A 12547-nucleotide genomic window follows, 5' to 3' on the forward strand; every position below is an offset into this window, starting at 1 on the left:
AATGACAAACATTCAACGCAAAAAGCCGACCTTAAAAGTGGTTGCTGCGCATTTAGGGGTGTCGACCGCGACGGTGTCGAATGCATTTAATCGCCCTGACCAATTATCCAAGCCCTTGCGAGAGCGCATCCTTTCCGAGTGTGAAGCTTTGGGCTATACCGGACCAAGCTTTAACGCTCGCAGCTTAAGAACCGGCAAAACAGGCGTAATAGGCGTTTTGTTGGCAGAGACTCTGGCCTATAGCTTTACCGACCCGGTAGCAACGGAATTCTTGGCTGGGCTTTCCAGTGTTTTAGATGAGCAGCACGTGAATATGCTACTGCTGCCAACCAATGTAGAAAACTACAAAAATACCCAAGCGGAAACGATTCCAGAGAGCTTCATCGTTTATGGTAAGCCCCTCGAAAAAGATGTAATTAACCTCATTCAGCGCCAGCATAAAAAGATCATAACAGTGGATTTTTCGCTGCCAGATATTGCAGCGATAGATGTTGATGATCAGAATGCAAGTTACAATATTGCGCGTCATGCTATTCGCAGTAGTCTAGATAATGTCATGGTACTCGGGTTGCGATTAGAAGCCTCGACCTCTTTCTCTATTGCAAATCTCGACAACCTATATTCGGCGCAGGAATCGATCTCTCGCCGTCGTTTTGAGGGTTACTTACAAGCACTGAAAGACGAGGGAGTGACTTTGAAACGTAACAATGTTTGGCAAATTCACGATTTGGAAGCGGATACCCTTAAAACCATGTTGCGTGGGGTGCTTACCTCTCCGGAAAAGGTGGATGTGTTGCTGTGCATGAGTGACAGAATTGCCATTGCAGCGATGGAAGTGGCGAATGAACTAAAGCTCACTCTACCAGAGCAGTTAAGAATTACTGGTTTTGATGGCATTCCACAGGCTAAGTCATCTCAACTCACTACCGTGCAGCAACCTATGTTTGAAAAAGGCAGAGCCGCTGCAAAAATGGCGTTGGGTTTAATTCCCTATCAGTCCATGACATTACAAACTGAGCTGGTTTTACGCAGTAGTACCGGCGATGCCTGATGTAGGGGTGTAGCGTACAAAAAAGTAAAACTTCACAATCTAAGATCAAGAAGTCGGTTACGTGTTTTTCCTTTAGGAGTGCATAAAATGAGTGTTGAGTTGATTGAAAAACGTTGGTGGCATAACGCCGTTGTTTATCAAATTTACCCTAGGAGCTTTAACGACTCCAATGGCGATGGCATCGGTGATATTCCCGGTATTATTGAAAAGCTCGACCACATTAAGGGGTTAGGCGCTAACGTAATATGGCTAAGCCCTGTGTATCAATCGCCAATGGACGACAATGGCTACGATATTTCTGATTACCGAAAAATAGCCCCTGAGTTTGGCTCAATGGAGGACATGGACAGCCTGATTGAGCAAGCCAAACAACGTGGTATCAAAATCGTGATGGACTTGGTGGTTAACCACACCTCTGATGAACACCCTTGGTTTCAAGAATCTAAAAGCAGTCTCGATAACCCTAAACGGGACTGGTATATCTGGAAAGACGCAAAAGCTGATGGCAGCGAGCCGAATAATTGGGAATCATTTTTCAAGCCTAAAGCCTGGACGTTCGATGAAACGACAGGTCAGTATTACATGCATATTTTCAGCAATCGCCAGCCCGATCTAAATTGGGCAAATCCAGAAGTACGTGATGCTGTGTATGACATGATGCATTTCTGGCTGAAAAAGGGGCTCGGCGGATTTCGCATGGATGTCATCAATATGATTGGCAAGCCTTCGGATTTTCCGGACGCCACTATTTTTGATGCTGGCGTTGCGGGGTGGGAGCATTGGTCAAATACCGACCTCTGTCATCAATATTTACGTGAAATGCATGACAAGGTATTGCGCCATTATGACGTACTTACTGTGGGCGAAACACCCTTTACAGATACGACAGATGGGCGGTTCTACTCTCACCCAGAACGTAACGAACTGAGTATGATCTTTCAGTTTGAACACGTAAGTATCGACAGAGAAGAGCACAACGCGGTAAAAAAACCGTTCGATTTAGTGCAATACAAAGAAGTGATGTCTCGCTGGCAAAATGATCTCCATGGCAAAGGGTGGAACAGTGTGTACTGGAGTAATCATGATCAGCCTAGGGCGGTATCTCGTTACGGAGACGATAGTGAAGCCTATCGAGTGATCAGTGCCAAAATGTTGGGTACTGTGTTGCACTGCATGAGCGGTACGCCTTATATCTATCAAGGTGAAGAATTAGGGATGACGAATAAGCACTTCAATAACATTGAAGAGTTTAACGACCTGATGGCCAAGTTTCATTATCAAAAAATGATGGAAAGAGGCGTTTCACCTCAAGTGGCGATCGACTTTCTTAATGACTTTTCTCGTGATCATGCTCGTGTGCCGATGCACTGGGATGACACGGAAAATGGAGGTTTCACATCAGGTAGCCCATGGTTACCGCTCAATGATAATTACGATCTGATTAATGCCAAACAAGCGGTGCAAGATGATCAATCCATTTATCACCATTACCGACAGTTAGTGGCGTTGAGGCAAGGGGAAGAGTTTGGCGATGTGATTGTTTACGGTACTTATCAATTACTCGATTCTGATGACAGTGAAGTTTACAGTTATATCCGAGAGTATCAGGCAAAGCAGCTAATGGTTATTGCAAACTTTACCGGTGAAACTCAATATCGCTGTTATTTGGGCGAAATCGAAAAGATTCTCTTGGGTAATTATCCGCAGAATTCTTCGGGTTCATTAAGCTTACAAACTCTGACTCTACGCCCTTACGAATCGATGATCGTGACGTTGTTGCAGTAACTTGTGCAACTATTACTGTAGTGAGGTGCTTAAATCACAGTGAATACGCTAACGGAAAAACAGCGGCAGCAAGCAGTAGTTAAACTTTTGTCTACTGCTAAGCTACCCCCGATCGCTCAAAAAGATAAGCGGTTGTTTGAGGAGAGGCTACACGCTCATTTACCTGATCTCATTGGTAAGCTGCATCAATTGTACGGACACCAATTTGATTTTTATTGTCACTTGGAGCAGTTGATCGAGTCGCTTGCTAACGGTTTTAAAGAGCGTAAAAGAAAGCACAAAGATCGAGACCAGAAAAGAGAAAAAGAACCGTTGTGGTATCGCAGTGAGCAGATGCTTGGTATGGCGGTTTATGTGGATTTGTTTGCGGGTGACTTCAAGGGGCTCGTGAATAAAATTCCATACCTTCAGTCGCTCGGCGTTAACTATTTACATTTAATGCCAATGTATAAGTCGCCTGAAAACGACAGCGACGGCGGATACGCAGTGTCAGATTATCGGCAAACTGATCCTAAGCTCGGCAGCCCTAAAAATTTGCAACAGCTCGCGGATGCGCTCAATGAGGCGGGTATTAGCATGGTGTTGGATTTTGTATTCAACCATACCTCTGATGAGCATCGCTGGGCGATAGGAGCGAAACATGGCGACCCCGAATTAACCGAATTCTATTACTTTTTTGACGATAAAAGTGAAGTGGACGAGTACAACAAAACGTGCCGCGAGATATTCCCCTCCGTTCGGCGCGGGAGCTTTACCCATCTGCCACAACAAAATCAGTGGGTATGGACAACGTTTAACAGCTTTCAATGGGATCTGAACTATTCAAACCCCGCGGTATTCAATGCTGTGGTAGAGGAAATGCTATTTTTAGCTAACTTAGGCTGTGAGGGCTTGAGGTTAGACGCTCTTGCTTTTATTTGGAAAGAGAAAGGTACGCTCTGTGAAAGCTTGCCTCATGCTCATACATTGGTGCAGTGTTTTAACGCCTGTTTGCAGATTGTTGCGCCGTCGGTATTGTTCAAGTCTGAGGCGATTGTTCACCCCGATGAAGTGGTGAAATACATCGACAAATCCGAGTGTCAACTTTCTTACAACCCGCTGCTAATGGCTTTAATGTGGGAGAGCTTGGCAACACGAGAAACGAAATTATTGACGGCATCTCTTAAACACAGTTTTTCAATTTCCGAGCAATGCAGTTGGGTTAACTACATCCGCTGTCATGATGACATTGGCTGGACGTTTGATGATGATATCGCCATGAGATTAGGTATTAATGGTTATGATCATCGTCGCTTTTTAAATCAGTTTTATACTGGGCAGTTTCAAGGCAGCTTTGCTGTTGGCGTGCCGTTTCAGCAAAATCCGGTAACTGGCGATTGTCGCGTCTGTGGTTCTTTGGCTTCCCTGACCGGGGCTGAGCAAGCATTATTCCAAACAGGAAAAGAGTCGGCTGTGCAGGTTAAGTCATTGGAATTGGCAGCGAAAAGAATTCGATTGTTTAACGGGATCAACCTCAGTATTGGTGGTATCCCACTTATTTATCAAGGAGACGAGCTTGGTATTCTTAACGATTACCGTTATTTGCAAGACGACAGCAAAAAAGACGACGCACGTTGGGTTAATCGACCAAAAATAACGTCAACTGCAATTGATGATGCTGAGAACGCAGGCAGTTTCTCATACAGAGTAAATCAAGGACTGAGGACGTTAATTGCCCAAAGAAAAAGCTTGAAGGTGTTAGGGCAAGCGAAGACACAAGTATTGGAAACGTATCGAAGTAGCCTATTCTCTTATTGTCGAATTCATGATGATGGTGAACGATTGCTGGTTATCTGTAATTTTAGTGAGCGCCCACAAACCGTCCCTAGCTCTATTTGTGATATTTTGGCTACACGAGATGTTGTTGATTTACTGAGTGGCAAAGTACTGAAAGAAAGTGAAATCGTGTTGAATGGTTATGACATCATGTGGTTGGTGCCTGCTCGTTAGTTGGTTAGGGTAACCAGCTACAACTACGCTAATTTCACTTCGAATTAATGACCTTGCAATTATTAATGCCTTATTTACACACATGATGTGGATCTTTGACGCATAACGCCCATAATTTACTTATAAATCTATCAATTATATTTATAAGTAAAGAGCAAAGAAGGTCGTGTGTAATGAGGAATTTAGGGTTCAAAAAACTGTTGCTTATCTCAATCATTGCTTTGGTTGTTTTTTCGGTATCGATATCTAGTTATGTTGCTTATGTGAAACAAAAACAAACCTTAGTTGAACTGATTACTAGCAGTAACCAAGAGTATGTAAAAAGCCAAGCAGAGCAGATAGAGAATAAACTGAATGAGAAAGTCGCTGGCTTAGACAAGCTGGGTGATCAACTTAAAAACAAACCGATTCAAGGCCAGCCCGATGATTTTATTGCGCTAACTCATCTTATTGCTGGTGGAATGAACCTAAATAGCTCCGTGGTGGCATTCACTAATGGTGACGGCTACTGGAATCAAACCGCACCAACCTGGCCAAATCACAAGTACGAGGGAGATGTCACCACTAGAAGTTGGTACCAGCTTGGACGCAAAAGTGCATCTGCAGCAATGACGGAACCGTACCTCAGTAGTGATGGCGATGTGTACTGGGTTTCTATTGTCAGGAAAACATTCAGCGGTATGATTTCCGTGGATATGAAATTGGCTTTTTTGAACGATATTGTTAAAAACGCCAATGAAATCCCAGGTGCCATAGCGATGATCATCAATCATGACAGAACGGTTTTAGCCTCATCGGTTCAGAGCGTAAAAGCGGGCGAGAAATCGGATAATTATCCGTGGCTGAATGATGTGGTTCAAGCATCGCTTGATAATACAGACGTGATATTTGACGGTTTCATGGGGGACAAGGAAAAGTTGTTTTTTTCACATCAAATCAATATTGCGGGCAAAAATTGGTACTTTGTTGCTGGGTTAGAAAAGGACGTAGTATTTGCAGATCTGGCTTCAGCGAAGCAGACAGCAATCACGACGGCTATAATTGCTACCTCAATTAGCATTGTCTTAGCACTTATCATCATGAAAGTACTGTATCGACCAATTCTGGTGTTAAAAGAAACCATTACTGGTTTAAGCCGAGGTGATGGTGATCTAACGCAGCGAATTGAAGTGACAACTAAGGATGATCTTGGCCAAATTTCGGAAGGGGTGAATGCGTTTATCGCTAACCTTCAATCTATGATGCTAGAAATAAGCCAAGTGACGGACAATTTGAACGAGAATGTCGATCGGATGAAAGATCAAAGTCAACGAACCAGTGTCATTCTCCAAAATCATGTTCAAGAAACCGAGCAGGTCGTGACTGCAATTGAAGAAATGAATTCTACGGCTGACTCGATGGCAACGGATGCAGCAAATACTGCTCAACTTACCCACAAAGCGAGTGAGGCGAGCTCAACATCGAAAAAAACCGTGACTCAAGCGCAAAATAACGTGCAAGAGTTGGTGGAAGATGTGAGCGCTGCATCTGAAAACGTCAACAGCATGGCTTCCGAGACTGACGGAATTAATACCATTTTGGGTGTCATTGGTGATATTGCAGAGCAAACGAATTTATTGGCATTGAACGCAGCTATTGAAGCGGCGAGGGCTGGCGAGCAAGGGAGAGGATTTGCGGTTGTCGCGGATGAAGTTCGTAACCTAGCCAGTCGCACGAAAATGAGCACGGAAGAAATTGAAGCAGCGCTAGCGAGTTTACTTCGTGGTAGTCAATCTGTGGTTGATTCAATGGACTCAACAAAGCAGAAGTGTGCTCAAACCGCTGAAGGTGCTGGTGAGGTAGCAGAAAGCCTCGATGTGATGACTGAATTTGTCACTGATATTAACGACCTAAGCACGCAGATTGCAACCGCAGCTGAAGAACAAAGCAGTGTAACTCAAGAGCTTAGCCGCAATATGACCGCCATTAGCGATATTGTCGGTGAACTTGATAGTAACGGCCAACAAGCTTTAGAAGAAGCGCAAAACATTTCCGACATGAACCAGAAACTAACAGGAATCGTTGGACGGTTTAAATTGTCCTAATAATTTGAAATAAAAAAGCCTTCGCAAAATGACGAAGGCTTTTAAGTGATAGATATCTGTTTTTGTAGCTTATAAAACTTGCAGTACTTGCTCAGCAGTAAGGCGAGATTTTGGTAAGCCTACGTTGTAATCTTCTGATGCGTCATGATAGCCCATAGCCAGTGCCACGTCGCATACATAGCCACCTAATTCTTGTTGGAAAATCTCACTGATCATTTCCGCGTCGACACCTTCCATCGGTGTTGAATCGATACCTAAGCGAGCCAATACGTGCATCGTGTTACCAAGTGCTAAATACGTCTGAGACTTTGTCCAAGAAGCATTGTTACCTGCTTCATCAGTATTGAGATCAACAAATGCAAACGCACCAAATGCCTGATCGCGTTGCTCTGGCGTAGTTCGGCCATCATCAATGCCTTTATCGACTACCTTGGCATAATCGTCACGGGTGTAGTTTGGGTTGTGGGCAAACAGCACAATGTGAGATGCAGACTTAACGTGAGGTTGATTGAATTGAAACTTGTTCGCAAACGTATCGTGCATGCGTTGTTTTGCTTCATCAGATTCTATAACGATGAACTTCCACGGCTGCGAGTTAATCGATGAAGCAGAAAGTCGGATAGCCTCGTAGATAACGTCTAGATCTGCTTGAGGGATACGCTTAGTAGCGTCGTATTTTTTTGCAGTATAGCGACTTTCTAAATCAGCAATAATTGGGTGAATCATTTTATTCTCCAGCATTTTCGTGCGTATTACGAAACACCGGAACATTCAACGGTGTTTATCTTGGAGGCAATAATAGCCGTGTTTAATTTACTGAAAAAGCAGCTCACAATAGAATCATTATCAAAAATTATTTGATAATGATTCGAGCGACCTTGTTAGCGCAATGTGTCTTCAAAAATGCCCAACTCGCGTCCAAGCCAGATAGCACGCTCGGTATGATCAAGTAGTTCGTCGCCCGACACGGGATGAATGAGAACAGGCATGTCGCCTCTCTCTGATTCAAGCCAGCCAATGAGGTTTTTGTCGTCATTGCTAAAATGGAGCTCAAACATTGGCATCTTGTGAGGGCCCACTAAATGATTGACCAGAGGGAAAATAGCGGTCACGTCTTTTCGTTCGCTTTTTATTTTCTTATGCAGTGCTTTGGCTCGATCTATATGTCTTAAAGCAAAATATACGTGTGCGTGAAACATGAAAGCATCCTTTTTTGAAAGTGCTGTTAGTCTACTCGTTTGATGGAAGATTAATAGTTCAGTGATTTGAACAACTACTTCTGTTTTGCTGACATTGTCACTTTACTTGATGGCGTTATCTGAGTTGATATCTGCTCATTATACTATTGATATAAGTGCCAATAAGGTTCTGCTTATCAATGAGCTGACTCATAATTGAGACTGAGGTTTTTTTTTGTGAATGGTACGGTTATTTTGTTATCTATAAATCAAGAAAATGCTAATTTTCTGCCACACTGTGTTGCATAACAATAAAATTAATACAACGACAATTGGGTAGGATGACTATGAAACTTAGAAATCTGTCAGTAAAAAATAAACTATTGGTTATGGTTGCAACTGCTGTGTTTATGATTATCGCAACCTGCACATACAACCTAAACGAACAAAGGAAAGCCTCTTACAGTGAAAGAGAGGGCAAACTTTCAGCACAAGTGGAAACCACCACTAACCTGGTGAAATATTTCTATTCAAAACGATCTGTTCTCGGAAAAGAGCAAGCCCAAACATTAGCCCTAGAGGCGATCAACAATCTCAGATATGACGGCGATAACTACTTTTGGGTTGTGAGTCCAGAGCTTGAGGTGTTGCTGCATCCAGTTAAGCCTGAATTGAATGGAACAAACGTTCGTAACAACGTCGATGGGGCAGGGAAGCATCACTGGCGAGAGATGGCAACAATAGCGCGCACGACGTCGAAAGGCTTTTTGGATTACCAATGGAAGTTACCGTCGGGTGAATTGAAAGACAAAATATCCTTTGTTGAGTATTTTCCTGAGTGGGGTTGGATTATCGGCTCTGGTATTTTAGTTGCCGATATCCAGGAAGTCTTTTATGCCAATGCGATAAAAGAAGCAATAGTCGCGATATGCATGACGGGCATGTTGTTGTTGCTCGGTTTTATTATCTCGACCAATATTGTAACGCCTCTTGAAAGGCTTATCGGTAATACACATAAAATAGCGGATGGTGACCTGACCGTGAGGTTGGATTTTAAACGCAAAGATGAACTGGGGGAAATGGGCAGCGAGATTGACCGTATGTTAGATAAGTTGCAATCGACATTACTTGCTGCAAATGAGTCGGCAACCCAATCTTCAGACATGGCAACCAATATTGCATCAGCCAGCGAAGAAGCCGCAACCAGCGTTAACTCTCAGTATAGCCAGTTAGAACAGCTCTCAACCGCAATGACAGAAATGAGTGCCACTATTTCTGATGTTGCCCACAATGCAGAAAGTACTGCCCATTCGACGGATACAGTCGTGTCTCATGCCCAAACCAGTCGTGAGAATATGGAAGTTACCAGCACAACGATTGCAGAAGTGTCCGACAATATTGCTATAGCCGATAAATTGGTCACAGAGCTTAAATCAGGTGTCGATGAAATAAGTGCGGTCGTACACGTTATTAATGATGTTTCCGAGCAGACCAACTTATTGGCATTGAATGCGGCGATTGAAGCGGCTCGCGCTGGTGAACAAGGGCGAGGGTTTGCGGTTGTGGCTGATGAAGTTCGTAGCTTAGCAAGCAGAACGCAAAAATCGACGGCTGAAGTACAAAGCACCATTGATGCTCTCATCGAGCAAACGGGTAATACCGCAAAGTCGATGCAGGCCAGCCATCAAAAAGTGGAACAGAGTGTGATTAAAGCACAAGAAACGCAAAATCAATTGTCTTTGATGGTTGAAGAATTGATGACCTCTAGCGATCGTGTTTCTCAAATTGCAGCAGCGTCGGAGCAGCAAGGAACGGTGGCGCAAGAAGTGAACCACAATGTGAGTAGTATTCATTTATCGGCCAATGAAGTGAAGCAGGCCTCGCAGATGCTGGCAGAAGAAAGCCAATCGATGGCGGAAGCCTCTGAGGTGCTCAAAGATCAGTTACGTTACTTTAAAGTGTAATTGATATCGCTTAGATCCTATCAAACGAGTTCTAGAATTGGTGGGACTAGAATTCGCTAATCGAAGTATAAGCGTATCGTTGAATTAAATGAATTGGCCTATGTTGTATTAACACAGGCCAATTTTTTAACAGTGATGTTATGGAAAAGTTAGAACGCAAATTTTCCGTTATTGTTTTTCCACTGATCTTTTTCTTGAATGACTTCAATGGTATCCCAATGTTCAACAATCATGCTGTTGTCCAAACGGAATAAGTCGTAAAAAGCCACATGCTGATTCAAAAACTGACCTTCGCTTATCGCTAGCACGAAATTACCTTGACCTAAAATGATATGATTTTTTTCATAGATCATCGGCATACCTTGTTCAGCAAGCGCGCCTAATGCCTCGCCTAGTCCCTTTAACCCGTCTGAGACAGATGGATTGTGCTGTAAATAATCATCCTCGTTTGGACCGATAAATTGTTCTATTTTTTTCATTTCGCCATTAATTAGAATGCTTTGTACAAAATCTTCTACGATGGCTTTGTTTTGGTCGGTTTTAGCTAGATCGGTCATCTTCGTCGTACCATCTAGCTGTGAGCGACCGCTTGCGTTGATAGGGGCGATTTCTTGTAGATTGTCCCAATGTTCAACGATTTTTCCCTCTTCGAACCGAAATACATCAAAGCCAACTTTTGGTCCGAAGAAATCATATTCGGTGTGGGTAACGGCGAAATTTCCATCTTCAAATGCTCGTATGACTTTGGCCTTCGCACTGCCCTTTGGCAATGCTTTTAGTACAGCACCAAAGCCTGCTAGCCCATCGGCCACCGCTAAGTTGTGTTGAATGTACTTATCGGCATTGATATAAGCGATAGGCGCATGATCGCCAGTCTCAATACTTTCGATTAAAGCGGTTGCCTTGTCGGTGTTAGTTAATGTCATAGAAGTGCCCTCGGAAAAGGTAGTACATCCTGCGGCGGTAATAATGCCAGCAGTAATGAGTGAACGGCGAAAAAGAGTTGTTAGAGTGTTGTTAGCCATGTTCGTATCCTCGTATTGGTGTGAGGAAATAATACGAGTTGGCTGCCGTTAGCACACGGTACGACTCAGCCTAAAAATGGTAAATATCGAACCTTAGAATGAAATGAACAGTGATCGATAAGGAGAGGTTGGGTTGATTCGTCAAGATACTGAGGTTGTCGTTCTCGACTTAAAGATTAGGAGTGCGGTACATTTTTTGGAAGCGGGAAGGGGTGATTAGAGTGTTCTTTTTAAAGTACTTAATGAAATTGCTAACATCATCAAACCCAAGCTCGTATGCCAACTGTTGAGTAGAAATCTGGCTGATAACAAGTCGACGTTTCGCTTCCAAAATGGTGTAAGCATCGATGAGTTGTTTCACAGTAAGGTTAGTTGCAACTTTACAAACTAGGTTCAATGTCTTGTAGGTGGTAAATATTTGCTCCGCATACCAATTGGCGTCACGCACTTGGTTGAAATGAGTCTGCAAAAGTTCAATGAACTTAGAAAATTTGACCATTTGCTCGGGAGAGAGCTTTTGGTGATGAGTTTCAGGCCTGATCCGGTGAAACATTAAGGCCAGAGAAGAAAATAGGTACATAACAATAAGAGGATCCGAGTTGGGCCTTAAGATTTCTGTCTCCATTTCACTGAGCAGTACTTTAATGCTCTTTTGTAGCTCTTTCTCTACTGAGACGACTGGGCGATGGTTGTAGTCTAGATGGGTGGGAGTAAACTCGGGTACCCTCATGTTTTGATGTAATTGATCGAGAAATCGTTGTGTGAAGAGTATGGCCTTTCCTTTTGGCTGTTGGGAAAAATCAAACGCGTGAACTTGGTTTACTTGCACAAAAATAAATGAACCAGATTCAAATGGGTAGTCGACGAAGTCGATCAGATGGCTGCCACTTCCTTCTTCTATATAAATGAGATTAAAGAAGTTAATACGGTGAGGTAACGAAGGGTTCCCTACATTAAAGCTATGATCGGTTTGTATCTTTGAAAGGTCGACGACTTCAAATTCGGCGTTGTTTGTTTTGTTATGATTAAAGCCAACTTCTGGTATGTCATGCATTATGCTCTCTCCTTTCATTGCGAGTGTAGATGAGAGGCGAGCAGCGTGGCAAGCTATATTAGTGAACTCGAATTACAATGTATTAGCGGTGCAAGTTGGTAGCTAAGGGTTCGAAAACAATAGTGAGAAATGAAATGAGTACCATATTTTACATTAATCCTATTCGGAGTACTCTACGCCTCGAAATCTACGCCAATAAAAAAGACATTATGGAGGATGTGACTTTTTCTGTCATTCGACAGAATTAAGGCGTTCAAACAATAGAGGTTCTAAGATGATTACTAATAAGTACTATGTTTTTCTTCCGCAAGAAATGGATATTGAATTGCATACGGAAAATGAAATTCACTCTGATACGGAAACTCAACGTCAGGCATTACTTAAGCAAGCCCAAGAAGGCGCGCTATAAAACTGAAC

The 12547-nt window shown here is 43.1% G+C and carries 10 protein-coding genes; 6 read left to right on the plus strand and 4 right to left on the minus strand.

All coding sequences use genetic code 11. The annotated features are described in order from the left end of the window. Position 1: 1 nt before the first annotated feature. From QWZ04_RS11845 to QWZ04_RS11860, 4 genes are all read left to right on the plus strand, one after another. A complete protein-coding gene (locus QWZ04_RS11845) occupies positions 2-1051 on the plus strand; it encodes a LacI family DNA-binding transcriptional regulator (protein WP_290328223.1) in 1050 nt (349 codons plus the stop codon). 87 nt (positions 1052-1138) lie between these two features. Next, positions 1139-2836 (plus strand): glycoside hydrolase family 13 protein, encoded by a 1698-nt coding sequence (locus QWZ04_RS11850; protein ID WP_290328225.1) that lies wholly within the window; start codon positions 1139-1141, stop codon positions 2834-2836. Between the two features lie 39 nt (positions 2837-2875). Then, positions 2876-4825 carry an amylosucrase gene (locus tag QWZ04_RS11855; protein ID WP_290328227.1) on the plus strand — a complete coding sequence of 650 codons (1950 nt, stop codon included), beginning with the start codon at positions 2876-2878 and terminating at the stop codon, positions 4823-4825. 173 nt (positions 4826-4998) lie between these two features. Continuing rightward, positions 4999-6909, plus strand: coding sequence for a methyl-accepting chemotaxis protein (locus QWZ04_RS11860; RefSeq protein WP_290328229.1), 1911 nt, complete (start codon positions 4999-5001; stop codon positions 6907-6909). 69 nt (positions 6910-6978) lie between these two features. Here the strand turns inward: QWZ04_RS11860 and QWZ04_RS11865 are convergent, their stop codons facing one another. Together QWZ04_RS11865 and QWZ04_RS11870 are read right to left on the minus strand one after the other, a co-directional pair. Then, complete coding sequence (locus QWZ04_RS11865) at positions 6979-7635, minus strand: nitroreductase family protein (RefSeq protein ID WP_290328231.1); 657 nt, start codon at positions 7633-7635, stop codon at positions 6979-6981. Positions 7636-7790: 155 nt separating this feature from the next. Beyond that, complete coding sequence (locus tag QWZ04_RS11870; RefSeq protein WP_290328234.1) at positions 7791-8108, minus strand: DOPA 4,5-dioxygenase family protein; 318 nt, start codon at positions 8106-8108, stop codon at positions 7791-7793. Between the two features lie 326 nt (positions 8109-8434). Between QWZ04_RS11870 and QWZ04_RS11875 the strand changes: the two genes are divergently transcribed. Continuing rightward, on the plus strand, positions 8435-10051 hold the full coding sequence (locus QWZ04_RS11875) for a methyl-accepting chemotaxis protein (RefSeq protein ID WP_290328236.1): 1617 nt from the start codon (positions 8435-8437) through the stop codon (positions 10049-10051). A 149-nt stretch (positions 10052-10200) separates the two neighbouring features. Here the strand turns inward: QWZ04_RS11875 and QWZ04_RS11880 are convergent, their stop codons facing one another. Next, a complete protein-coding gene (locus QWZ04_RS11880) occupies positions 10201-11076 on the minus strand; it encodes a nuclear transport factor 2 family protein (RefSeq protein ID WP_290328238.1) in 876 nt (291 codons plus the stop codon). A 169-nt stretch (positions 11077-11245) separates the two neighbouring features. After that, positions 11246-12130 carry an AraC family transcriptional regulator gene (locus tag QWZ04_RS11885; protein WP_290328240.1) on the minus strand — a complete coding sequence of 295 codons (885 nt, stop codon included), beginning with the start codon at positions 12128-12130 and terminating at the stop codon, positions 11246-11248. A 274-nt stretch (positions 12131-12404) separates the two neighbouring features. Here QWZ04_RS11885 and QWZ04_RS11890 point away from each other — a divergent pair, with 274 nt between their 5' ends. Continuing rightward, positions 12405-12539, plus strand: a complete 135-nt coding sequence (locus QWZ04_RS11890; RefSeq protein WP_290328242.1) for a hypothetical protein — start codon at positions 12405-12407, stop codon at positions 12537-12539. The last annotated feature ends 8 nt before the right edge of the window (positions 12540-12547 follow it).

The sequence above is a fragment of the Vibrio tapetis subsp. quintayensis genome (genome assembly GCF_030409945.1).
Lineage (GTDB): Bacteria > Pseudomonadota > Gammaproteobacteria > Enterobacterales > Vibrionaceae > Vibrio > Vibrio quintayensis.

Bases quoted from the DNA above. Each gene is read 5' to 3' on its own strand.
- QWZ04_RS11845 (WP_290328223.1), top strand. From the start codon at position 2: ATGACAAACATTCAACGCAAAAAGCCGACCTTAAAAGTGGTTGCTGCG.
- QWZ04_RS11875 (WP_290328236.1), top strand. From the start codon at position 8,435: ATGAAACTTAGAAATCTGTCAGTAAAAAATAAACTATTGGTTATGGTT.
- QWZ04_RS11885 (WP_290328240.1), bottom strand. From the start codon at position 12,130: ATGCATGACATACCAGAAGTTGGCTTTAATCATAACAAAACAAACAAC.
- QWZ04_RS11880 (WP_290328238.1), bottom strand. From the start codon at position 11,076: ATGGCTAACAACACTCTAACAACTCTTTTTCGCCGTTCACTCATTACT.
- QWZ04_RS11865 (WP_290328231.1), bottom strand. From the start codon at position 7,635: ATGATTCACCCAATTATTGCTGATTTAGAAAGTCGCTATACTGCAAAA.
- QWZ04_RS11890 (WP_290328242.1), top strand. From the start codon at position 12,405: ATGATTACTAATAAGTACTATGTTTTTCTTCCGCAAGAAATGGATATT.
- QWZ04_RS11860 (WP_290328229.1), top strand. From the start codon at position 4,999: ATGAGGAATTTAGGGTTCAAAAAACTGTTGCTTATCTCAATCATTGCT.
- QWZ04_RS11870 (WP_290328234.1), bottom strand. From the start codon at position 8,108: ATGTTTCACGCACACGTATATTTTGCTTTAAGACATATAGATCGAGCC.
- QWZ04_RS11850 (WP_290328225.1), top strand. From the start codon at position 1,139: ATGAGTGTTGAGTTGATTGAAAAACGTTGGTGGCATAACGCCGTTGTT.